At 66.3% G+C, this 23,185-nt stretch carries 23 protein-coding genes; 7 read left to right on the forward strand and 16 right to left on the reverse strand.

The window, feature by feature from the left end; genetic code table 11:
- Positions 1-296: 296 nt before the first annotated feature.
- From CH285_RS22015 to CH285_RS22035, 5 genes are all read right to left on the reverse strand, one after another.
- The gene (locus CH285_RS22015; RefSeq protein WP_032390049.1) at positions 297-1,808 is read right to left on the reverse strand and encodes an amino acid permease; all 1,512 of its coding nucleotides are present in this window, start codon (positions 1,806-1,808) and stop codon (positions 297-299) included.
- A gap of 137 nt (positions 1,809-1,945) precedes the next feature.
- On the reverse strand, positions 1,946-3,181 hold the full coding sequence (gene manA, locus CH285_RS22020; RefSeq protein WP_094643067.1) for a mannose-6-phosphate isomerase, class I: 1,236 nt from the start codon (positions 3,179-3,181) through the stop codon (positions 1,946-1,948).
- Positions 3,181-4,323, reverse strand: coding sequence for a tobH protein (locus CH285_RS22025; protein ID WP_094643068.1), 1,143 nt, complete (start codon positions 4,321-4,323; stop codon positions 3,181-3,183). Before CH285_RS22025 ends, manA begins: the two co-directional genes overlap by 1 nt.
- Positions 4,324-4,394: 71 nt before the next feature.
- Entirely contained in the window at positions 4,395-5,777 is a 1,383-nt protein-coding gene (locus CH285_RS22030; RefSeq protein WP_094643095.1) for a phosphomannomutase/phosphoglucomutase, read from the reverse strand.
- 205 nt (positions 5,778-5,982) lie between these two features.
- Entirely contained in the window at positions 5,983-6,393 is a 411-nt protein-coding gene (locus CH285_RS22035; protein WP_027496500.1) for a DUF3499 domain-containing protein, read from the reverse strand.
- Positions 6,394-6,465: 72 nt separating this feature from the next.
- Here CH285_RS22035 and CH285_RS22040 point away from each other — a divergent pair, with 72 nt between their 5' ends.
- Positions 6,466-6,951, forward strand: coding sequence for a metallopeptidase family protein (locus CH285_RS22040; RefSeq protein ID WP_032366290.1), 486 nt, complete (start codon positions 6,466-6,468; stop codon positions 6,949-6,951).
- A gap of 43 nt (positions 6,952-6,994) precedes the next feature.
- Here CH285_RS22040 and CH285_RS22045 read toward each other — a convergent pair whose 3' ends face one another.
- On the reverse strand, positions 6,995-7,228 hold the full coding sequence (locus CH285_RS22045; RefSeq protein ID WP_027496498.1) for a WhiB family transcriptional regulator: 234 nt from the start codon (positions 7,226-7,228) through the stop codon (positions 6,995-6,997).
- A gap of 778 nt (positions 7,229-8,006) precedes the next feature.
- On the opposite strand from CH285_RS22045, the gene cofD reads away from it, so the two are divergent.
- Genes cofD through CH285_RS22060 form a run of 3 tightly spaced genes read left to right on the forward strand, consistent with a single transcriptional unit; the run spans position 8,007 to position 10,927 of the window.
- Entirely contained in the window at positions 8,007-8,996 is a 990-nt protein-coding gene (gene cofD / locus CH285_RS22050; protein WP_094643069.1) for a 2-phospho-L-lactate transferase, read from the forward strand.
- A gap of 23 nt (positions 8,997-9,019) precedes the next feature.
- The gene (locus tag CH285_RS22055; RefSeq protein ID WP_032366544.1) at positions 9,020-10,372 is read left to right on the forward strand and encodes a coenzyme F420-0:L-glutamate ligase; all 1,353 of its coding nucleotides are present in this window, start codon (positions 9,020-9,022) and stop codon (positions 10,370-10,372) included.
- 6 nt (positions 10,373-10,378) lie between these two features.
- The gene (locus CH285_RS22060) at positions 10,379-10,927 is read left to right on the forward strand and encodes an NUDIX hydrolase (protein ID WP_094622376.1); all 549 of its coding nucleotides are present in this window, start codon (positions 10,379-10,381) and stop codon (positions 10,925-10,927) included.
- 40 nt (positions 10,928-10,967) lie between these two features.
- Here CH285_RS22060 and CH285_RS22065 read toward each other — a convergent pair whose 3' ends face one another.
- From CH285_RS22065 to rfbD, 3 genes are read right to left on the reverse strand one after another with little or no spacing between them, the layout of a single operon-like run.
- Positions 10,968-12,062 carry a sugar phosphate nucleotidyltransferase gene (locus CH285_RS22065; protein ID WP_027496494.1) on the reverse strand — a complete coding sequence of 365 codons (1,095 nt, stop codon included), beginning with the start codon at positions 12,060-12,062 and terminating at the stop codon, positions 10,968-10,970.
- Positions 12,052-12,963, reverse strand: a complete 912-nt coding sequence (locus CH285_RS22070; RefSeq protein WP_027496493.1) for a glycosyltransferase family 2 protein — start codon at positions 12,961-12,963, stop codon at positions 12,052-12,054. Before CH285_RS22070 ends, CH285_RS22065 begins: the two co-directional genes overlap by 11 nt.
- A 38-nt stretch (positions 12,964-13,001) precedes the next feature.
- Complete coding sequence (rfbD, locus tag CH285_RS22075) at positions 13,002-13,853, reverse strand: dTDP-4-dehydrorhamnose reductase (protein WP_094643096.1); 852 nt, start codon at positions 13,851-13,853, stop codon at positions 13,002-13,004.
- 479 nt (positions 13,854-14,332) lie between these two features.
- Here rfbD and CH285_RS22085 point away from each other — a divergent pair, with 479 nt between their 5' ends.
- Together CH285_RS22085 and CH285_RS22090 are read left to right on the forward strand one after the other, a co-directional pair.
- Positions 14,333-15,763, forward strand: a complete 1,431-nt coding sequence (locus CH285_RS22085) for an LCP family protein (RefSeq protein ID WP_094643097.1) — start codon at positions 14,333-14,335, stop codon at positions 15,761-15,763.
- 55 nt (positions 15,764-15,818) lie between these two features.
- Positions 15,819-16,529 carry a TIGR03089 family protein gene (locus CH285_RS22090; protein WP_094622375.1) on the forward strand — a complete coding sequence of 237 codons (711 nt, stop codon included), beginning with the start codon at positions 15,819-15,821 and terminating at the stop codon, positions 16,527-16,529.
- A gap of 9 nt (positions 16,530-16,538) precedes the next feature.
- Here the strand turns inward: CH285_RS22090 and CH285_RS22095 are convergent, their stop codons facing one another.
- From CH285_RS22095 to CH285_RS22105, 3 genes are read right to left on the reverse strand one after another with little or no spacing between them, the layout of a single operon-like run.
- Positions 16,539-16,928, reverse strand: coding sequence for a hypothetical protein (locus tag CH285_RS22095; protein WP_032372702.1), 390 nt, complete (start codon positions 16,926-16,928; stop codon positions 16,539-16,541).
- Entirely contained in the window at positions 16,925-17,437 is a 513-nt protein-coding gene (gene purE, locus CH285_RS22100) for a 5-(carboxyamino)imidazole ribonucleotide mutase (RefSeq protein ID WP_027496487.1), read from the reverse strand. Before purE ends, CH285_RS22095 begins: the two co-directional genes overlap by 4 nt.
- A complete protein-coding gene (locus CH285_RS22105; protein ID WP_027496486.1) occupies positions 17,430-18,683 on the reverse strand; it encodes a 5-(carboxyamino)imidazole ribonucleotide synthase in 1,254 nt (417 codons plus the stop codon). Before CH285_RS22105 ends, purE begins: the two co-directional genes overlap by 8 nt.
- A gap of 167 nt (positions 18,684-18,850) precedes the next feature.
- On the opposite strand from CH285_RS22105, the gene CH285_RS22110 reads away from it, so the two are divergent.
- Positions 18,851-19,405, forward strand: coding sequence for a GtrA family protein (locus CH285_RS22110; RefSeq protein ID WP_032366285.1), 555 nt, complete (start codon positions 18,851-18,853; stop codon positions 19,403-19,405).
- Between the two features lie 12 nt (positions 19,406-19,417).
- On the opposite strand, the gene CH285_RS22115 is transcribed toward CH285_RS22110, so the two are convergent.
- The 4 genes from CH285_RS22115 to CH285_RS22130 are packed head-to-tail and all read right to left on the reverse strand — an operon-like array spanning position 19,418 to position 22,947.
- A complete protein-coding gene (locus CH285_RS22115; protein WP_027496485.1) occupies positions 19,418-20,737 on the reverse strand; it encodes a sensor histidine kinase in 1,320 nt (439 codons plus the stop codon).
- A gap of 6 nt (positions 20,738-20,743) precedes the next feature.
- On the reverse strand, positions 20,744-21,424 hold the full coding sequence (locus tag CH285_RS22120) for a response regulator transcription factor (protein WP_027496484.1): 681 nt from the start codon (positions 21,422-21,424) through the stop codon (positions 20,744-20,746).
- A gap of 39 nt (positions 21,425-21,463) precedes the next feature.
- A complete protein-coding gene (locus CH285_RS22125) occupies positions 21,464-22,063 on the reverse strand; it encodes a PH domain-containing protein (protein ID WP_032366542.1) in 600 nt (199 codons plus the stop codon).
- A gap of 47 nt (positions 22,064-22,110) precedes the next feature.
- Positions 22,111-22,947 (reverse strand): biotin--[acetyl-CoA-carboxylase] ligase, encoded by an 837-nt coding sequence (locus tag CH285_RS22130; RefSeq protein ID WP_032366541.1) that lies wholly within the window; start codon positions 22,945-22,947, stop codon positions 22,111-22,113.
- Positions 22,948-23,185: the final 238 nt, after the last annotated feature.

Raw genomic sequence — 23,185 nt, forward strand, 5'->3', positions numbered from 1 at the left:
CAGGTAGCGCTTGTTGTCCCACCGCCGAACCGCAGGTGCAGCCCCGGCCGAATTTCGCTCCCCGAAAGCGACACCCGAATCGTCCGATGAGGTGATTCGGCCGTCCACGCTCACAGTTGCCACACCCTCTCACCGAATGTTTGCGGTCCTATCAGTTTGTTTTCAAGGGTATAACATGCCGGGCGTTCGGACCGAGGGGTGTGACGGATACCCCGGACACGTCGGATCCGAGAAAACCGGCCCCGCCCGCACAATCGACGGTCGGGGCCGGCCTCGCAAGACGACTCAGCCGCGTCTCACTCGGGTCGCGACTCGACTTTCTTCGCCTCGCGCAGACCCATCACCGAATGGCGGCGACCGTACAGCACGTAGATGACGACACCCGCTGCCATCCACACCAGGAACCGCAACCACGTCTCGACCGACAGGTTGAGCATCAGCCACAGGCACGCGGCCACTGCCAGGATCGGAACCAGCGGAACCCAGGGCACGCGGAACCCGCGCTCGAGATCGGGACGCGTCTTGCGGAGGACGAGGACACCGGCCGACACCAGAACGAAGGCGAACAGCGTTCCGATGTTGACCATCTCCTCGAGCGTGCCGAGAGGGACGAACGCGGCGAGCAGTCCGACCACCACACCGACCAGGATCGTCGTCCGAACCGGCGTGCCCTTCTTTCCGGTGTGGGCCAGACCGCGCGGCACCAGGCCGTCTCGCGACATGGCGAACAGGACGCGAGTCTGCCCCAGCATGAGAACCATGACCACCGTCGTCAGACCGGCCAGTGCGCCGAACGAAATGATGTTCTTGGCCCACGTCAGCCCATTCAGCTCGAAAGCCGTTGCCAGCGTGGCACTGTCGCCGGCCAGATCCGTGTACTTGACCATCCCGGTCAGCACCAGGGTCACCGCCACGTAGAGCACGGTCACGATGGCCAAGGATCCGAGGATGCCGCGCGGCAATGCCTTCTGCGGCTCCTTCGTCTCCTCGGCCGTTGTCGCGACCACGTCGAAGCCGATGAACGCGAAGAACACCAGCGACGCCGCCGCCAGCAGTCCGTACCAACCGAAGGTGCTACCGCCCGCACCGGTGACGAATGAGAACAAGGACTGATGAAGCCCCTCACCCGTGGACGCGGGCTCGGACGGCGGAATGTACGGGTCGTAGTTGGCGACCTTGATGTAGAACGCACCGAGCACGACGACGAACAGCACGACGATCACCTTGATGGCTGTGATCACCAACGACACGCGCGAGGACAACTTGGTTCCCGAGGCGATGAGAACCGTCAACACCACCACGATGAGCAGTGCGCCCCAGTCGAAATTCAGCGAACCGATCTGCAGTACCGGGGCCGACGTGCCGAGCAGGTCTCCCAGATAGAGCGACCAGGCCTTCGCCACCACCGCCGCGGCCAGTCCGAATTCGAGGATCAGATCCCAGCCGATGATCCAGGCGATGAACTCACCGAATGCGGCGTAGGAGAACGTGTAGGCACTACCGGCGACCGGAACCGTGGAGGCGAACTCGGCGTAACAGAGGGCAGCGAGCCCGCAGGCGATGGCCGCCAACACGAACGCCACCGAAACAGCCGGTCCGGCAACGTTTCCGGCAGTCCTCGCCGTCAGCGTGAAAATGCCGGCTCCGACCGCCACCGCGACACCGAACACGGTCAGATCCCACGAACCGAGCTCCTTGCGCAACTTGGTGTCCGGTTCGTCGGTGTCCTTGATCGATTGTTCGATCGACTTGGTCCGGAACCACCCCGTCGTACGCGGAGCCTTCCTGGGCCGGTCTGCCTTGGTCATCGGACCTCCGTATCGCCACGTCGCTTCTGCAGACGGCCGGTCCGATCGGACCCACCCGTCCCAGAATTCACTGTGACATCACCCTATTGGTAGCGGGCACCCGTGTCGGACACTTCGGCCACTCGACTTGCCGCGCCTTACGACTGCAATGATCCGACCGCCGCCACGAACACTTCGGCACCGTCGGAGTCCGCGGTGACGGTGACCGATCGGTCGGCAGCGGGAATCCACGCCGAACTACCCTGGGGCACGGTGAGCCCCGCGTGTGTGTCACCGGTCGTTGCCAGCACCGAACCGCTGGTGCACAACAGAATTCGCGGACCGGTTCCAGGGATCTCGACGGTCTCCCCCGGACCGACCGCCGTCCGGCTGAGGACGAATTCCGGGGCCGGCGTCGGGTACCGGTAGGTGGGCCGATCGTTCTCACCCGGCGTGATCGGAGAGATGTCGGCGGGCTCGAAGTCCAGCACGCGCAACAACTCCGGCACGTCGACGTGCTTGGGCGTCAACCCTCCACGCAGAACGTTGTCGGAGTTGGCCATGATCTCCACACCTGTTCCGCGCAGGTACGCATGGAGATTGCCCGCATCCAGGTACAGGCCCTGGCCGGGAGTCAGGGTGACCCGATTGAGCAGTAAGGCCGCCAGTACTCCAGCATCACCGGGATACGACTCCCCCAGCTCGAGCAACGTCCGTGCCTCGGCAGCGAATCGACCGCCGTCGGCGCGGGTAGGCCCCGACAGATAATCGATGCAGCCCTGGGCGACCGCAGGCAACAGGTCGTCCAGGGACTGCCCGGGCAACGTGATCCACGAAGTGAACACCGTCCGGAGGCCCGACTCGTCGGGCTGAGCGGCGAGCAACGTGCGATACCCCGCGAGGGACGGCACGGCCAACGCATCGAGAAACTCGACCGTCTCGGCCGGTTGCCGAAACCCTGCCAGTGCTTCGAATTCGGTGAGTGCCACGATCAGCTCGGGCTTGTGATTGGCGTCCCGGTAATTGCGCACCGGGGAATCGATCGCAACACCTGCGGCATTCTCCCGCGCGAAACCCTCACGCGCCTGCGCGCTGCTCGGATGTGCCTGCAACGACAGAGGTTCTTCTGCGGCAAGCAATTTCAGCAAGTACGGCAGCCGCGACGAGAAGTCCGCTGCAGAGCCGCCCAACTGTGTTTCCGGATCCCCGTCGATGAGGGTGAGCAACGGCGTGCTGCCACCCTCGTGAACCACGTGCGCAGAATCGGCCGGGTGTGCACCCAGCCAGATCTCCGCCTCGGGATGATCGGACGGTACCGGCCTGCCCTGGATACGAGCCAGAGCAGTGCGCGAACCCCAAGCGTAGGACCGGACTGCGCCTCGCAGGAGTTGCACTAGCTACCGCCCATCAACGACAAGTACGCGGCAGTGGTGTCCAACCGCGTTGCCAACACCGACATCGTGTCGAGCATCGAGAGTGTAACCGGATCGGGTGACGCCGCGCGGGCCTCGAAACCCGAACTCACGAACTCCCCGCCCGATGCCGCCTCACTGGACTCGGTCAGTACCAGTTCGGAATTCGGAACACCGGCAATGCGTCGTTCGGTCAGCGCGCGATCGGATTCGGACGCCAGGACGAATATCCGCATCGGCTGTTCGGGAGCCGGTCCGTCGAGCTCCTCGTCGTGGAAGATCGAGTCGAAGGTGCTGACCGGCCCCGATGACTCGATCATGGACGCACGGATGGACGCAGCGATGACATCGCCGAGCTCACCCGCAGCCACGATCAGACCGGCCACCCGCAGCAATACCTCGCTACCGTGCCGCGCCACCTCGACGGCAGCCGGCCCGGCACCGCTGAGCACCACACGTTTGCCGCTGAACCCACTGGCAAGCGCTTTGGCCGGGTTGTGGAACACCTCGTTGGACGGGCTGTTGCGCACAGCCTCGGCATCGAGCAGATCTGCGAGCCGAGAAAGGTTGGGCAGCAGCGCCTTCCACGAACCACCGGCAACCGCGCCGAGGACGGCCACGAACGCCGCAAGATAGCGCATCAGCGCATTGTGGTCACGCACCGCTATGCGCGGCGGCAACCACATGACCCTGGCACCGCGCACGGCACGCAAGGGACCCTCTTCCGGTGCCACGACGACGACCTCCGCGCCGCGCCGTGCTGCCGCGTCGACCGATTCGGCCAGACGAGGATCGCCTGCATCGTCGCCGGCCACCACGACGACATCCAGTGGCCCGATCCACGGCGGAGTTCCGGTACTACGAACCAGGGGAACGCCCAAATGGTTTCCGAGAGCAGCGACAAGCAGAGACGCCGCACGGCTGCTGCGGCCGTCGCCGGTCACTATCACCACGCTGCGAGGTCGCAGGTCGGCCAGTCGCGCCAGCACCGACTCATCGACCGCAGTGGCGACGGCGCGTACTTGAGCACCCGCGAGCGCGGCGCTGCGGAGCGCGCCCTCCCGATCGGCGGCCACGATAGCGCCGGCGTCGTCGAGATCGACCAGAGACGTCACTGCCCTCATGACCTCGGCACCTTCCCTTACGTCACCGACTCGAAATGCCTGCATACCCACTTGTGAACTCTAGGTAACCACTATTCCAGTCCGGAGCGAACGATGCTCAATATCTCGGTCGACAACGCGTCGACCTCGGCGCGGGTGCGCGCCTCGACATTGAGTCTCAACAGGGGCTCGGTGTTGGACGCACGCAAGTTGAACCATGCACCACCCTCGAGGTCGACGGTCACGCCGTCGAGACGGTCGATTCCGGTGGTCCGATCGGCGAACGCGTCGAGCACGGCCTGGGTGCGTTCGGCTGCGTCGTCGACCGTCGAGTTGATCTCACCCGACGCGCTGTACGTCTCGTACGAGGCCATCATCTCCGAGAGCGGTCGATCCTGTGCGCCGAGGGCAGCGAGAACGTGCAGCGCGGCGAGCATGCCGGAATCGGCACCCCAGAAATCACGGAAGTAATAGTGCGCGGAATGTTCTCCGCCGAAGATCGCACCGGTATCGGCCATCTGCTGCTTGATGAACGAGTGCCCCACTCGGGTGCGGACAGGCTTGCCGCCGAGCGCGGTGACCAGCTCCGGCACCGCACGCGAGGTGATGAGATTGTGAATGATCGACGCACCGGGCTCCTTGGCCAGCTCGCGTTCTGCCACCAAGCAGGTCACGGCCGACGGCGAGACCGGATCGCCCTTCTCGTCGACGACGAAGCACCGGTCGGCGTCTCCGTCGAACGCGAGCCCGATGTCGGCACCGGTCTCGACGACGAAGCGCTGCAGATCCACCAGGTTCGCCGGATCCAGTGGGTTGGCCTCGTGATTGGGGAAGCTGCCGTCGAGTTCGAAGAACAACGGTTCGATCGTCACCGGGAGCGGAGCGAACACCGCGGGGACCGTGTGCCCGCCCATGCCGTTACCCGCGTCGACGGCGATCTTCATGGATCCGATGCCGGAAAGATCGACCAGGTCGCGAACGAACCCGGCGTAGTCGGTCAACACGTCTCGCGACGTTGCCGTACCGGCCGGGCCGTCGAAGTCCGGCACGCCGTCGATCAGTTCGGACTTGATCGTGGCCAGCCCGGTGTCCTGCCCCACCGGCTTGGCACCGGCGCGGCAGAGCTTGATTCCGTTGTACTTCGCCGGATTGTGGCTTGCGGTGAACATGGCACCGGGGCATTCGAGCAGGCCCGACGCGAAGTAGAGCTGATCGGTCGAGGCGAGACCGATGTGCACGACGTCGAGCCCCTGCGCGGTGACGCCGTCCGCGAAAGCGCGGGACAGGCCCGGCGAGGAGTCGCGCATGTCGTGTCCGACGACGACAGTCCGCGCCGCGCCCTCCTCGTCGCGTACCAACCGGGCGAACGATGCACCGACGTCTCGGACGAACGCCTCGTCGATCTGCTCACCTACGACGCCACGGACGTCGTAGGCCTTGATGACGGCGTTGACGGACTCTGCGGTTCGGGCCACGAAGATTCTCCTGATTGTCGGTCGTCCGGCTTCGGACATCCAGCGTTGGGTACGGGGCGATCAACACCGAAGCTCGGCAGACCGGCTTGTCCGTTTCGGTACTGGTGCAAACCTTGCCAGACGCCCGGTGGGCGGGCCAGTCGACCCGTCGTTCATTCGGGCGGACGCAGCGCCTCGCCCCGCCGCGGCGTTCTGCGCAGGGGGTCTAGGACGTGGGATCGGGTAGAACTCTGAGGTGTCCGCGTCGGCCGGTTCGGACGGCAGGCGTGGCCCGTCGCTCGGTGTCCTGGTGGCGGGCGGGCGACCGGTCACCGCTGTCTCGCTCCTCGGAGCGCGTCCGGTCTCCCCGACCGGCTTCGCGTACTGCCTCGGCCAGCGCGGTCAGATCGTCCTCGTCGGGGGTCGATGTCGAGTAACCACCCTCGTACCGCACGAGCTCCCAGCCCTTGGGTGCCGTGGTCGTCGAGGCATGGACCTCGCACAGGTCCCAGGAGTGCGGCTCGTCCACGGTGGCCAGCGGACCGACGACCGCAGTGGAGTCGGAGTAGACATATGTGAGCGTCGCAACGGCAGAACGGTTGCAACCAGGCCTGCAGCAGCCACGCAGTGATCTCACGAGTGCAGAGTATCCGGTACGTGCAACCGACCGAACGACCGACACACCGGACAGCCGCGATAACCTGCCCCCATGCCTCAGTTCTCTTCCGCGCGCAGGATCACGTCGCGGTCCGTTGCGCGGCACGGCCGCGGCATCCGCGGACCGGTGCTGCCCGAAGACCTACCTGCCCGGCGATCACGTGCAGAGAAGTTCGACCGGCTGGTACTCGACGCGTTCGCGCGCATCGACCACCGGTGGCACGACAAGCTCTCGAAACTCGACATCGCCGTCGACGACGTGCCCAAGATCAGGGCGTTGGACCCGGAATCGGTCACGTGGCCGCCCGAGGTGGTCGCAGAAGGACCGGTACCCCTGTCGCGACTGGTCCCTGCAGGGATCGACAAGCGCGGAGAGACGACACGCGCCCGTGTAGTGCTGTTCCGGCGTCCGCTCGAGCGGCGCGCCAAGCACCCGGAAGATTTGGAGGACCTACTGTTCGAGGTCCTGGTCGAGCAGGTAGCGACGTATTTGGGCATCGATCCCGACGAGGTGGACCCCGCCAGCGCCGAGTCGTGATGCAGCGTCGGCTCGTGGGTGGATCCTCCTGAGCGCGTTCGGCTCAGCCGATCCCGCGCTTGAGCCGACGACGCTCACGCTCGGACAGTCCGCCCCAGATTCCGAATCGCTCGTCGTTGGCGAGAGCGTATTCGAGGCACTCGTCCTTGACCTCGCAGCCGAGGCAGATTCGCTTCGCTTCGCGGGTGGAGCCGCCCTTTTCGGGAAAGAAGGCTTCGGGATCGGTCTGAGCGCACAGGGCGCGCTCCTGCCACTGATCCTCGATCTCCTCGAACATCTCGTCGAAACCCGCCACAAGACTGAGGAACGGCTTGGCGGGTGGAACCGATTCGGCCACGAACGGCATCGAATCGGCGTCGTTGTCCGAGTCGTCGTTATCGACGTCGTCGACATCCGGGCTGTCGACATCGGGGCTGTCGATGTCCTGATCGATCTGCACGGCGTCACTCGAGAGTTCGCCGTCGACTGCATCGTTCGACGGGGTCACGTACGCAGAACCGGCGTCGACAGAGACGCTCGAATCCACGCCGGAATCGGACTCGGTTTGCGGCGCGTCGTCGACAGCGCTGAGGTGTGCAGTGGGTCCGCCCCGCTGATCACGTGTCACGTGCTGGTCATACATCGCTTCCGCCTCCTCACCTGTGGTAGCGCAGATACTTTCGGTCCTCGTAATCTCGAATACCTTGCCCCGCGCCGGTATTCGATCGAGCTGGTACGTCCGAGCCGACTCTCCACCCGTCCAACTCTCGACCTCTACTCCACGTCCACTCAGGGACGAACAGGAAGGGAACGAGTGTTCGAAACCAGGTTCGCTGCAGTCGAACTCGTGCCGCGAACGCTGAATGACATACCTGTGATTAGACACGTACAGGTGTGTCGCGGTCAAGCCGATCGCACAAATCCAATACCATCCCATGCCCGAAATCGGCTGTCTCCCCGAATCGGAGCGCGTCCCGTGCGTGTCGCGGCGGTTCTCGGGCTCGGATCCCGGCCCCGCGGACGGTCCGGGTGGGCGCTCACCCGGGCGGGCGGCAACCGCACTAGGCTCGCATGTTGTGAAAGTTACTGTTCTGGTCGGTGGCGTCGGTGGCGCACGGTTCCTCCAGGGGCTCAAATCCCTGTTCGGCGACTCCCTTCTCGGCGACGAACCCGAGAACGAGATCACGGCGGTGGTCAACGTCGGCGACGACGTCTGGATGCACGGCCTTCGCATCTGCCCGGATCTCGACACGTGCATGTACACCCTCGGAAACGGAATCGACACCGAGCGAGGCTGGGGCCGGGTCGCGGAGACATGGAACGCCCGCGACGAGTTGGCCGCCTACGGAGCAGAGCCCGACTGGTTCGGCCTCGGCGACAGGGACATCGCCACGCACTTGATCCGCAGTCGCATGCTGCGCACCGGATTTCCGCTGTCGGCCGTCACCGAGGCACTGTGCAACCGATGGCAGCCCGGCGTCCGATTGCTGCCGGTCACCGACGACCGCTCGGAAACACACGTCGTGGTCACCGACCCCGACGACCCCAGCGGCGAGCAACAACGCGCAATCCACTTCCAGGAGTGGTGGGTTCGCTACCGCGCGCAGATTCCCACGCACAGTTTCGCTCATATCGGTGCCGAACAGGCCACTGCTGCACCGGGAGTCGCCGAATCGATCGCCGAGGCCGACGCGGTGATCCTGGCCCCGTCCAACCCGGTGGTCAGTGTCGGCGCAATTCTTGCCGTACCCGGCATCCGCGGCGCACTGCGCACCACCGCCGCCAAGGTCGTCGGCCTGTCCCCGGTGGTGGACGGTAAACCGTTGCGCGGCATGGCAGACGAGTGCCTCTCGGTCATCGGCGTCGAGACGACGGCCGAGGCCGTCGGCCGCCTCTACGGAAGCCGAAGCGGCACCGGCATTCTCGACGCCTGGCTGGTGCACAGCACCGACTCGGCGGTGGTCGACGGAGTCGACGTGCAGTCGATTCCGTTGTTGATGACCGACCCGGAGACCACAGCGGTGATGGCACGCACCGCCCTGCGCGCAGCCGGACTCGAACTGTGACCGCCCCACGCGAGGTGGCGTCGATGCCGGAGGCTCCCGGTGACCACGCACCGGGCGGATCGATCGAAATCCTGCCGGTCACGGGACTTCCCGAGTTTCGTCCGGGCGACGATCTCGCCGCAGCGATCGTCGACCGAGCGCCCTGGCTGCGCGACGGAGACGTCCTCGTGGTCACCAGCAAGATCGTCTCCAAGGTCGAGGGACGTCTGGTGCCCGCACCGCAGGACCCCGAGGAGCGGGACGCAGCCCGCCGGGTCCTCGTCGATCAGGAGGCCGTTCGCGTCGTCGCCCGAAAAGGCCGGACGCTCATCACAGAGAACCGCCTCGGCATCGTGCAAGCCGCGTCGGGAATCGACGGGTCCAACGTCGACGGCAGCGAACTGGCGCTGCTCCCGGAGAATCCCGACGCCAGCGCGGCGGCTCTTCGGCGAGCACTGCACGAGTCGGCCGGAGTCACCGTGGCTGTCGTGATCACCGACACGATGGGCCGGGCCTGGCGGATCGGTCAGACCGATGCCGCGATCGGGTCTGCCGGCCTGGCGGTCGTCCATCGATACGCCGGGGCAGAAGACGGCCAGGGCAACGAACTGATCGTCACCGAAGTCGCGATCGCCGACGAGCTCGCTGCGGCAGGCGATCTCGTGAAGGGCAAGCTGGGTGGCGTTCCGATAGCCGTCGTCCGCGGCCTGTCACCGGTCGACGACGGCTCCAACGCCGCCACCCTGCTGCGCGGCGGCGAAGACGATCTGTTCTGGCTGGGAACCGCCGAGGCGCTCGAACGTGGTCGACGCGAGGCCCTGCTCCGCCGGCGGTCGGTTCGATCGTTCTCCCCCGACGCAGTCGACCCGGATTCGATTCGTGACGCCGTCGCGGACGCCCTCACCGCCCCCGCCCCGCATCACACCCACCCCGTCAGATTCGTCTGGATCAGAACGCCCGCGGTGCGTCGACGACTGCTCGAGACCATGCGCGAGCAGTGGCGAGCCGATCTGGCCGGCGACGGGCTGACCGAGGACCGCATCGCAGCCAGGCTGAGCCGCGGTGACATTCTGTTCGATGCGCCGGAAATCGTGATTCCGTTCTGTGTGCCGGACGGGGCGCACACCTATCCCGACGAGAGGCGTCGCGCAGCGGAGGACACCATGTTCACCGTGGCGGTCGGTGCCGCCGTTCAGGGTTTGCTCGTCGCCCTGGCCGTTCGCGATCTCGGTAGCTGCTGGATCGGTTCGACGATCTTCGCCGCCGATACCGTCCGCGCCGAGCTCGGCTTGCGTGCGGATTGGAAAGCGTTGGGGGCCATCGCAATCGGACACCCCAGCGAGCCGCTGACGGTACGAGATCCGGCCGCGCCCGGGTCTTCGCTGGTGGAGCTCTGACCGACGATGTCCGCTTCCTCACTGTGGCAGTCCGCGGCCGAGACACTCGATCGTTGGGCACCGACCGACTCCAGGGACGAATCCCTTCGGCATACCGTGATCGCCTTTCTGCACAGTAATCCCGACGCGTGTCTTCGCGCGAACGAGGCCGGCCACATCACGGCGTCGTCGCTGGTACTCGACGCGTCGGGACGGCACGTTCTGTTGACCCTGCATCCCCGGGTGGGCCGGTGGATTCAACTGGGCGGTCACTGCGAACCCGAGGACGAGACGGTCGTCGCCGCAGCGCTGCGCGAGGCGACCGAAGAATCCGGAATTACCGATCTGTCGATCGATCCCGAGTTGCTCTCGGCGCACACTCACCCGATCACGTGCTCGCTGGGTAAGCCGACCCGGCACCTGGACCTGCGGTTCCTGGTGCGCGCCCCGGACGGCGCACGCGCCGTGCGCAGCGAGGAATCGACGGACCTGCGCTGGTGGCCGGTGGACGAACTACCCGACTCGGCCGAGCGCGAGACCATCGACCATCTCGTCGCGCTCGCCGCGCATCGCTGATCGGCCCGGGTCGGCCCCGCTCAGCCCCTCGGGACGACGATCAGACGTCGGTGGAGAAGCGCACTCCCCCGTCGGGCAGCTTCACTCCGGGCCATACCCGTGCGCCGCGCAGCAACTCGCACCGAGCTCCGATATCGGCGCCGTCACCGATGACGGCGTCACGCACGAGTGCGCGCGGTCCGATGCGGGCTCCGAAGCCCAGGATGGATCGTTCGACCACGGCCCCTGCTTCGACGATCGCACCGTCGAACACCACCGCGCCGTCGAGACGAGCGCCTGCGCCGATCTCGGCACCACGTCCGACGACGGTTCCACCGATCAGCAGTGCGCCCGGCGCGACACCCGCTCCGGGGTGAACCAGAGACTCACCGCGATCTCCGTGCAGTGCGGGCGACGGCGCGATCCCACGAACGAGGTCGGCCGATCCCTTGACGAAATCCTCCGGCGTACCCATGTCGCGCCAGTACGCACTGTCGACGTGCCCGTAGACCTTCTTGTTCTCGGCGAGCAAGGCAGGGAACACCTCTCGCTCCACCGACACCGGCCGGTCGGCTGCGATGGACTCGATGATCTCACGCTTGAACACGTAGCAACCGGCGTTGATCTGGTCGGTCGGCGGATCCTGGGTCTTCTCCAGAAACGCGGTGACTCGGCCGTTCTCGTCGGTCGGGACACAACCGAACGCTCGGGGATCGCCGACCCGAACGAGATGCAACGTCACGTCCGCGTCGGTCGTGCGGTGCGTATCGAGCACTGCCGTCAGATCGGTACCACCCAACACGTCACCGTTGAACACCATGACGTTGTCCGCCCGCAGTCGCGGCAACACGTTTCTGATTCCGCCGCCGGTACCCATGGGCTCGGTCTCGAACACGTACTCGAGTTCGATGCCCAACGCCGACCCGTCGCCGAAATGTTGCTCGAACACTTCGGCTTTGAACGACGTTCCGAGAACCACGTGTTCGATGCCCGCAGCCTTGATCCTGGCCAGCAGGTGTGTGAGAAACGGGAGTCCTGCAGTCGGGAGCATCGGCTTCGGTGCCGACAGAGTCAACGGGCGCAGTCGAGTTCCCTTGCCGCCGACCAAGATCACTGCATCCGTCCGTGCGGCGACCGATGGGGAACTATCCGACATGTCCAGCCTCTGTTCTCTCGTCCGACGGTCGTTCTTCACGAGCTCGGGCCCGAAGCGCCGAAGTCACAACGACCTTCGAGCGAAGACCGAGACCCGCGCGCAGCGCCCATCGTAGTGGAGCCTGCCACACCCGGTCGTGTCTGTCGGCCTGGAATCGGTAGGCGCTGGTGTGGTGTGCGGGCAGCATCACTTCCGGATGCCGTCCTGCCGCATGGCCTTTCGAGTGCGTGACCTCGACCTCGGGTACGTAGACGTTCTGCCAACCCGCCCTGCCGAGCCGATCGCCGAGGTCCACGTCCTCCATGTACATGAAGTAGCGCGAATCGAACCCGTCGATGGAGTCGAACGCCGCGCGGCGAAGCAACAGGCATGATCCCGACAGCCATCCCACCGGCCGCTCGGACACCGTCTCGTTCTCCTGGCGGTATCGCCGAGTCCACGGATTGGTCGGCCAGAGCTTGCCCAGAATTGCGTGGCCGGCCCCGGACGTCAGATCGGGCACCGATCGCGCGGACGGGTATCGCGACCCGTCCGGCTCACGAATGAGTGGGCCCAGCGAACCTGCGCGCGGCCATCGCGCCGCGGCGTCCAGCAATCCGTCCAGGGACCCGGGGTGCCACCTGACATCCGGATTGGCCACCACGACGAATTCGACCTCGGGGTCGACCGCGGCGATCGCCCGATTGACGGCAGCGCCGTAGCCGATGTTGGCGCCGGTACGCAGCAATTCTGCTTCCGCGAACGCCGCCTCGGCGGCTTCCGGAGTGCCGTCGACCGACCCGTTGTCGGCCATGATGACTCGCACGGGCCGAGTCGTGGCCTCGCGAAGAGACGTCAGAAATTGCTCGAGGTATTCGCCGGGGGAATAGGTCACCGTCACCACGGCCAGGTCGGAACTCACGCGGGCAAGACTAGCCCGAGGCGAGCATCGATCCCGCATCACGACCGAGCAAGAGCCGCCGTCAGAGCCTCGGACCAGGGGCGGGGCGCACCGAGCCCGGCTGCGGACCACGCACTCGGTGACAGCACCGAGTATGCGGGCCGAGGTGCCGGGACGACGTACTCCGCGCTCGAACACGGCCGCACCCGGTCGGGGTCGGCACCGATGCCCGAGAACACTGCCCGGGCGAGGTCGTACCAGCTCGCCTGCCCGGCGTTGGTGAAGTGAACGGTCCGGCCGGTCACCGTCGCGTCGGCTTCGATCTCGAGCAGACCGGCGGCCAGGTCGAGAGCGAAGGTGGGCGATCCGATCTGGTCGTCGACCACCGAGACGGTCTCCCGCTCGCCTTCGAGTCTTCGCATCGTGGTGACGAAGTTCTTGCCGGTGTTGTCGTAGACCCATGCGGTGCGCACGATGACGGCCTCGGGAAGTTCCTCACGTACCGCCGTTTCCCCGGCCAACTTGGTGCGTCCGTACACGGACTTCGGCGCGGTCGCCGCGTCGACGTCGTACGGCTCGGTCGCTGTGCCGTCGAACACATAGTCGGTCGAAATGTGAATCAGTCGGGCACCGACACGCCCGCACGCCCGCGCGAGATTTCGAGGACCGTCGGCATTGACGGCCATGGCCCTGGACTCATCGGTTTCGGCGGCATCGACGGCGGTGTATGCGGCGCAGTTGACGACGGTCGCACCCGCAGTCACCACGGCGTCGACGGCATCGGGGTCGGTGATGTCCAGGTCGGCGGACGAATAGCCGTGCACCTCGACGTCGGAATCACGCTCGGCGGCGAGCGAGACCACCCGTCGGCCCAACTGGCCGTGTGCACCGGTCACCACGATCGCATTCACGGTTGCCAAGTGTGGCACGCCGCGGTCGGTTCGGCGAGAGCGCGGCCGATCGCCAGTAACCTTCGAGTCGGGGGGAGTGAACGTCTGTCGGTAGGTGTCCATGCCTGCCGGAAACGAGGAAAGGGTCGAAGGTGCCACGAGATTCAGGCACGCACGGAGGTGAGCGCACGCCCCCACCACACCGGCGCACCTCGCGGCGAGCCGACGGCGACAGCCTGCGCGGCGAGCGACGCGACCGTGACACCGACCCTCGTGCATCCCGCGGGCGCGACTCCCAGGATCGACCTGTACGTCCCTCCGCAGACGGCGAACCGGGCGTGCATCGCCGAGGCGGCGCGGCCGGCGACGAACGACGAACCACGGCCGGCCGCACACGACGACCGCAGCGCGGGCCCCGAGGCGACGAACGACGCCCGGACGCAGGCGAGGCACCCCGCCGACCGGGCGCAGGCGGTCGCTGGCCGGCAACCCACGTTGCGGTGGCCGTGTTGTCGGTACTCGTCCTGCTGGTGACCGGCTTCGCATGGCGCAGCGTGGACAGTCTGCGGTCGAACATCGCCACTGCGGGCGGCCTCGGTCTGGGCGGCGCAGCGGACGGTGCCGTCGACATCCTGATGGTCGGCACCGACAGCCGCACCGACGCCCACGGCAACGCGCTCTCACCGGAAGAACTGGCCTCGCTCAACGCAGGCGAGGAAGTTGCGTCGAACACGGACACCATCGTGTTGATCCGCGTCCCGAACGACGGCTCGTCGGCCACTGCCATCTCCATCCCGCGCGACTCGTACGTCGAGGTGCCCGGGATCGGAATGTCCAAGATCAACGCCGCGTACGGAGCGACCAAGGAGAACAAACGGCTCGAACTGGTCGAGCAGGGAGTCTCCGATGCCGACGCCGAACCGCAGGCCACCGAGGCCGGACGCGAAGCGCTGATCGATTCCGTCGCCAACCTGACCGGCATCACGGTCGATCACTACGCAGAGGTCGGCCTGCTCGGTTTCGTTCTGCTGACCGACGCCGTCGGCGGAGTAGCGGTATGCCTGAACAATCCGGTGCAGGAGCCGCTGTCGGGTGCGAACTTCGCCGCCGGTGAGCAGAACCTGTCCGGTTCGCAGGCGCTGAGTTTCGTCCGGCAACGACACGATCTGCCCCGCGGTGACCTGGACCGAATCGTGCGCCAGCAAGTCTTCATGGCCTCCCTCGTGCGCAGTGTGCTCAGCGCCAAGACACTGAGCAATCCGAGCAAGCTCGGTCAGCTCAGTACCGCGGTGCAGCGGTCGGTCACCCTCGATTCGGACTGGGACATCCTGCAGTTCGCCACTCGCCTGCAGGATCTCGCCGGTGGCAAGGTCAAGTTCGAGACCATTCCCGCGGTCGACATCAATGCGACGACCGAGTACGGCGAATCCATCGTGCAGGTCGACCCGGCAGCAGTGAAGAAATACGTCGCCGGACTACTCGAGGACGGGAACTCCGCCGAGACCAACGCCGAGAATTCGGATGCCCCGACCGTCGATCCGTCGACGGTGACGGTGGACGTCGCGAACGACAGCGGTATCGAAGGCTTGGCCAACGGTGTGGCCGGATCGTTGACGGCGCTCGGGTACGTCGGTGGCACCATCGGCAACTACGAGGGCTCGTCCATCTCCACGAGCCGCATCCAGACCGCCGACGTGGACAGCGACGCCGCTCGCGCCGTGTCGGCAGCACTCGGTGGCCTGCAGATCACCGCCGACGACACCATGCCGGCCGATGCCGTCCGGGTCGTGCTCGCCGACGACTACGCCGGCCCCGGCTCGGGTCAGGCCGCGACGGCCGAAACCGTGGCACCCGAAGCGGGTACAGCAGTCCCCGAAGAACCTGCGGCACCGATCGACGCGGGTTCCACCGGCCCCATGTGCGTGAACTGACAGTACGAACGCAGCGCGGAAATCGGGGCGGGTCGGCGTCGACTAGGGTCGTGGTGTGGCTTCGAACCTGACTCAAACCCTGCTCGAGCCGATCCTGGCGGCAGACCCGGCCGGTCCCCGCATCACGTACTACGACGATGCCACCGGCGAGCGGGTCGAGGTGTCCGCCGTGACACTGGCGAATTGGGCGGCCAAGACTGCCAACCTGCTCCGTGACGAGTTCGCACTCGATCAGGGCGCGCGCGTGTGCGTGCTGTTGCCGGCGCACTGGCAGACCGCTGCCGTACTTCTGGGAATCTGGTGGACCGGCGGCGAGGTGGTGCTCGGTGCAGACGACTCCGCGGATCTCGCGCTGGTGCACGGCGACCGCCTCGAGGACGCGCCCGACGTCGACGAAGTTCTGGCGCTCTCGCTCGATGCCTTCGGCAAGGCAGTCCCCGATCTGCCCCTCGGGATGACCGACTACGCCACCTCGGTTCGCGTACACGGTGACCAATTCAGGGCAACCGGATCCGGGGCCGCGGCATTGGACGGCCGCTCGGTGGACGACGTCCTCGCCGCAGCGAGAGAACGCGCCGAGGCCCGTTCTCTCTCGGCCGCGGATCGAGTGTTGTCCAGTGCATCCTGGACCACCGCCGACGAGTTGATCGACGGACTGCTCTCGGTGCTCGCGGCCGGAGCATCGTTGGTACAGGTGGCCAACTCCGACGAGAGCAAGAAGGAACGACGCATCGACACCGAAAAGGTCACGACGACCCTCGACTGACTTGTCGCCTCATCCGGTCGGGCGGTAGCCGCCGTCCGCGAGTCCCGCTTCGATCTCGAACCGATTGGCGCTGCCGCGGTGACGCGCCTCCTCGACGAGGTAGCGGAACGGAAAGGTCAGCCCGAACCTCGCCCACTGGTCGGCGTGAATCGCCTCGTGCCGCAGCACCCGACGGGCGGTGTTGTTCGCCGTCAGGTAGGCCCCACCGAATGTGGTTCCGCCGCGGCCGAATCCGCCGCGCAGGCCGGAACACACGAAGATCGAGAACTCGTCGTCGAAACGCGCCGTTCCACCCCACAGCTGCGCGTAGCGCAGTGCCAGCCGGGTCACCGACACCGACTGCCACTTGCCGCGGCCGGCTCGTCGAATCTGCTCGCGCCGCGACGCCGCGGCACTCATCCCAGCAGCGTGGTTCGCAGTGCTGCGTCCTTGTCCAGCACCATGGCCTCGAGAGACGCCTGGAAGGCCGACATCCGCTGCTGCAGAACAGGATCGGACGCTCCCAGGATCCGCACGGCGAGCAACCCCGCATTGCGAGCACCGCCGATGGAGACCGTCGCAACGGGCACACCGGCCGGCATCTGCACGATCGAGAGCAGCGAGTCCATGCCGTCGAGATACTTCAGCGGTACGGGAACGCCGATGACCGGCAATGGCGTCGCCGACGCCACCATGCCGGGCAGGTGCGCCGCTCCCCCGGCACCGGCGATGATCACTTTGATTCCGCGACCGGCGGCCTCGCGGGCATAGTCGAGCATCCGCTGAGGGGTGCGATGCGCGGAGACGACGCCGACCTCGAAACGAATACCGAACTCCGCCAGCGCTTCTGCTGCGGCCTCCATGGTCGGCCAGTCGGAATCGCTGCCCATGATCAGGCCTACGACGGCGGTACCGGATTCGTCAGTCATGGTGCGGGTCCCATCCGTCGGTCCATTCGGCGTGCGACATCCAGTGCGCTGCCCGTTCGGCTCGCTCACGTACGGCCGCCACGTAGGCCGGGTCGCCGAGCGATCCGGACCTCGCGCCCAGAATGTTCACGTGGCCGATCTTTCGGTCTTTCCGCTCGGTCTTGCCGTACAGGTGCACCTTGGCGTCGGGCATGCGCGCGAACAGGTGATGCAGGCGTTCGTCCATCGTCATCTCCGGCGCTTCGGGTGCACCCAGGATGTTCGCCATCACCGTCAACGGTGCCAGTGGATCGGTGTCGCCCAGCGGGTAGTCCAGCACGGCACGCAGATGCTGCTCGAACTGCGAGGTGCGGCAGCCGTCCATGGTCCAGTGACCGGAGTTGTGCGGCCGCATCGCCAGCTCGTTCACCAGAAGCTTGCCCGAGGTGGTCTCGAACAGCTCGACCGCGAGGTCTCCGACCACGCCGAGGGCGCCCGCGATATCGAGCGCCAGCCGACCGGCGTACGTGGCGACGTCCTCGTCGAGGTCCGGAGCCGGGGCCAGAACCACCGCGCATTGTCCGTGTCGTTGCACGGTCTGTACGACGGGCCACGCAGCACCCTGACCGAACGGCGATCGCGCGACCATCGCCGACAACTCCCGGCGCATGGCGACCTTCTCCTCGACCATGAGCGGCACACCGAGGTCGAGCTGGGCAGTGACGATCTCTTCGGCTTCCTCGGCGTCGGCGGGCATCCAGACACCGCGGCCGTCGTAGCCGCCGCGGACCGCCTTGAGGACAACCGGCCACCCGTGTTCGTCACCGAACGCAATGGCGTCCTGCGCCCACGACACCTCCGCGTACGCCGGTCCGGGTGCCCCCAGCTCTTCGAGCTTTCGACGCATGCGCAGTTTGTCCTGCGCGAAGATCAGCGCGCTCGGTGGCGGCTGGACGTTGACGCCCTCGGCGACCAGGGTCTCGAGGTGCTCGGTCGGCACGTGCTCGTGGTCGAAGGTCAGGGCGTTGGATCCGGTCGCGGCCGTGCGCAGCGCATCGAGGTCGTCGTGCAGCCCGAACACGACGTCGGGGCTCACCTGAGCCGCCGGCTCGTCTGCGCCCGCGGCGAGCACGCGCAGCGTTTGGCCGAGTTCGATGGCCGACTGATGGGTCATGCGGGCCAGCTGACCTCCGCCGATCATCGTCACCACGGGCATTCCGGTCGACGACGGGCGCGCAGCGGTGGGGCGCGGTTCGGTACCTGTCACGGCTCACCATGGTGTCATGTCCTGCCGGTTCGGGCCGAACCGGCAGTCGCACGGCGGTCGTCGTTGTCGCGAAGAACGTGGAAACACTGTCGCCGAGACTGTGGAAACGCTGATGAACAGAGCGTCGGTTCGCCGGATCGGGCGTTCGTTTCGTAGACTTCACCGTTGTGCCGACGATCGACAGCGTGCTTCAGCGCTTACCCAAGCCCATCAGGGACCTTGCGATCCGGCACAGCGAGTTGATCAAGTTCGCCATCGTGGGCGGTACGACGATGGTGTTCGACCTCGTCATCTTCTACTCGCTGAGCCTGACGGTGCTCGAGCAGAAGCCGGTGATCGCGAAGATCATCTCGGGCGTGCTCGCCACCCTGCTCAGCTATTTCCTCAACCGTGAGTGGGCCTTCAAGCACCGCGGCGGGCGCGAACGCCACCACGAAGCGCTTCTCTTCTTCGCCATCAGCGGCATTGGAGTGCTCATCGCCGCCGGTCCGCTGTGGATCGCGAACAACATCTTCGACATCCGCGACACCAACGAGTCGCTGACGATGGTGGTCGTCATCGACTTCGTGCTGAACTACATCATCGGCAACCTGCTCCAGATGGCGTTCCGCTTCTGGGCGCTGCGTCGCTTCGCTTTTCCCGAGGACAACGCGCGCACCATCCTGGAAGTGGACGCCGAGCGCAACGGGGATCCGACCGACGCATCGAACGCGCTCGACTGACCCCCAGTTCGGTCAGCGTGGTTCGCGCCGCGAGAGCGCGGGCGACGATTCGCGCCGAGCGGGCAGGAACACCGAGAACAGTGCCGGTCGTCTGCGCTGTAGTTCCAACCGTCCGCCGTCGGCCTCGATCAGGGCCCGGGCCAGCGCGAGACCGACTCCGGTCGAACCGGCCCCGGAGAATCCGCGGTCGAAGATGTGGGGTGCCAGTTCGTTGCTCACCCCTGGACCCTCGTCGGACACCTCGACACAGACCAGTTTCTCTCGCCGCCGGTCGGTCCCCTCGGCGGCGGACACGGCGCGCACTGCAACCGTGCAGGCACCGTCGCCGTGCACCAGAGAGTTGTCGACCAGTACCGACACGGCCTCGCGCAGACGCGAGCCGGTCACCGACGCCTGGAGGTCGGCGTCGCCCTTGAGCACCAGACTCCGACCTGCATCGTCGAAATTTCGCTGCCATTCGACCACCGTGCCGGTCAGTTCCTCGATGACCGATACCTCGTGCGCATCGGCGGCGCCGTCGCTGCGGGAGGAGCGGACGAGTTCGTCGATGGCCAGGGTCAACCGATCGACCTGATCCATCGCCTCGTTCGCCTCGTCGACCACCGCGGGGTCCGGATGGGTGGAGATCTCGTCCAACCGCAGTCGAACGGCGGTCAGGCGGCTACGAAGTTGATGCGAGACGTCGGCAACCAACGTGTGTTCGCGCTGCAGCCGCCCGGCGATCTCGACGGTGGCCGAGTCGAGAACCTCCGACACCCGGTCCAGCTCGGCAATGCCGTGCCGACGCGGATCCGGCCGAAAGTCGCCCTCGGCCAGTCGGGCGGCCCGCCGCGCGACGTCCTGCAACGGATCGGCCAGTCGCTTGGCGGTCAGCACGGCCACCACGGTTCCTGCCAGCGCGGACGCCAGGACCACCAGAGTCACCGCGCCGAGAGCCTGCCGCTGCAGTGAACGCATGTCGTCGGACGGTACTTCTAGTCGCAGTGATCCCGAGGTCCCCATCGACAACGATTCGACGAGTGGCCGGGGGACGGATGCCTGGCCGATGTCGGCACGGGACGCGGCGTCCTCCGGCGTCGGATAGATGACGACGAGGCGGCCACCCTGCGGAATCGCCAGACGCAGCGAACCGATGTCGAGTTGACCCTCGATCAGGCCGGCCGACCCCTCTTGCGAGATGATCTCCGCGGCCATTCGGTCGAGGCGCGCCTGCAGATCGTTTCGAGTGAAGTCCTCGACCCACAGCCAGGCCGTGTACATCAGCGGCAGCCCGAGCAGCAGGGCCGTCATGATGACGACAGCGAGAATGGAGACCAGGATTCGACGCCGCATCGACGACTAGTCGCTGTTGATGCGGAATCCGACACCGCGAACGGTCGCGATGCGACGCTCCGCCACCGGTCCTTCGTCGCCGATCTTGCGGCGCAACCAGGACATGTGCATGTCGAGTGTCTTGGATCCGCGCAACTCCGCGTCGCCCCACACCTCGCGCAGGATCACCTCCCGCGAGACCACCTGACCGGCGTGATCGAGCAGCACCTTGAGCAACTCGTATTCCTTGTTGGCCAGCGAGATCTCGGTACCTCCGACGAGCACCCGTCGGGCGGCCGGTTCGAGGCGAATGGCACCGACCTCGATCGGAACGTCCTCGCCGGCACCGCGTCGACGCAGGAGCGCTCGAACCCGAGCCATCAGCTCGGCGAGCCGGAACGGCTTGCCCACATAGTCGTCGGCACCTGCGTCGAGGCCGACGACGAAGTCGACCTCGTCCGTGCGCGCGGTGAGCATCAACACGGCCACCTCGGACCGGTTGGCGCGGACCTGACGGCACACTTCGAGGCCGTCCATTCCGGGCAGCCCCAGGTCCAGGATCAGCAAGTCGAATTTGCCGTCGAGAGCACGCTGTAGCGTGGCCGGCCCGGTCTGTTCGACGGTCACGGTGTAGCCCTCGCGCCCGAGGGCACGGGAGAGGGGTGCGGCGATAGCTTCGTCGTCTTCGGCAAGCAGAACATCGGTCACGTCGGCAACCCTACGGTTCGAATGTGAGAACAGCCTGTGTTACCTGCGTTTCCCCGCGCGCCAACCGGGCTTGGACTCGGCCGGTGCATCGTCGGCCATCGGCTCGAATGCTCGGTCCCGATCGTGAACGGACTCGCGACGAAAGTCCATGGAGTCGAATACTTGCTGGTAGAGCAACGAATGGACGCGTTGCACCTGCGGAATGTCGTCGAACTCGAGTGGGTCGTCCGACGCCGACGCGATGATAAGGGTGCCGGTACCGAGCATCCTGTCCAGCAGCCCGTGTCGAAATTGCACGTTGCTGATGCGGCTCATGGGGATGTCGATTCCGGAATGCGTGAGCACACCCTGCCGAACGAGGACCCGACGATCGGTGACGATGAAGTGAGTGCACTTCCAGCTCACAAGCGGAACCAGGCATCGCCACCCGACGATCAATGCCCACACCACCAGCGCGGCGATCGTGGCCACATCGGCGGCCGTGGATTCGAGTCGGGCACCTGCGACACCGAGGGCGACGCCGGCGAGACCCGTGGCGAGCACGAACGTGATCGACGGCAGAATCAACATCTTCCAGTGCGGGTGACGGTGAAGCAGTAGCTCTTCCTCGTCGGCCAACGCATCCTGCGGGTAACCCACGTGCACTCCTGACTATTCGCGCCGGATCTGCCCGGGTGAAGATGGTCTCACGAGACAGGTCGGAGATGAGTGACGTCGCCGGCGGCCACCGCCAGCACCGAGGGCGATGCGGAGCCTGCACGTTCGACCTCGATTACGATCCGGCCGTGTTCGTCCACATCGACAGCGGTTCCCACTTCGTGCTCGCCGCCGGGGAGGTCGACACGCACCCTCTGTCCGATGGTGCCGCACCGATCTCTGTATCGGTGCGCCAGCGCCTCGGTATCCCAGTGCGCATCCCGCCACGAATCCACCTCGGCGGCCACCCCGCGCAGAATCGCACGCACCAGGGTGTCTCGATCGAGCACCGCGGCCTGTTCGAGCGCGAGTGACGTCGCCGTGGGCACCGGGAGCTCGGCCTCGGTCATCGAGACGTTCACTCCCAGGCCGATGACCACCGTCGGACTCTGTCCGTGGGCGGCTACTTCGGCCAGGATACCCGAGACCTTCCTACCGCCGATCAGAACGTCGTTCGGCCACTTCAACCGCGCATCGACCTCGGCCACGGTACGCAGCGCATCGACCAGAGCCACGCCGGTCATCAGCGGCAGCCAACCCAGCACCGCCGGGTCGATCCCCGGGAACTTCAGCAGCATCGACAGCAGTATCTGCGATCGCGGAGCACCGGAGAACGGACGCGAATGCCTGCCCCGCCCTCTCCCCTGATGTTCGGCGATCAAGGCCGTCCGGTCCGCACGGTCTGCCGCCGCAGCGACGAGGTCGGCATTGGTCGAACCGGTCTCGGTCACCACGTCCACCCGAGACCACGAGGCCTGCGGTCCGTCCACCAAGGCTCGACGGAGTGCGCGGACGTCGAGCGGTGGGCGATCCAGATTGGTCCACATGACCACCAGCATATGGGTTCGGCACGAACCAACGTCGGCTCGTGAACCACCCTCGGTCGGGGCGCAGATCACACTCGCAGTTAAAGTGTTGCCCCATGACCAGCGTCCAGGATTCCACTGCACCCGGGTCGGCAGATGCACCCGATATCCATACCACTGCGGGTAAATTGGCCGATCTTCGTAAACGTCTGGGGGCTGCGGAGATGCCGTCGGGTGAGGCGGCGGTGGAGCGGGTCCA

The organism is Rhodococcus sp. 05-2256-B1 (genome assembly GCF_002258465.1).
Lineage (GTDB): Bacteria > Actinomycetota > Actinomycetes > Mycobacteriales > Mycobacteriaceae > Rhodococcoides > Rhodococcoides fascians.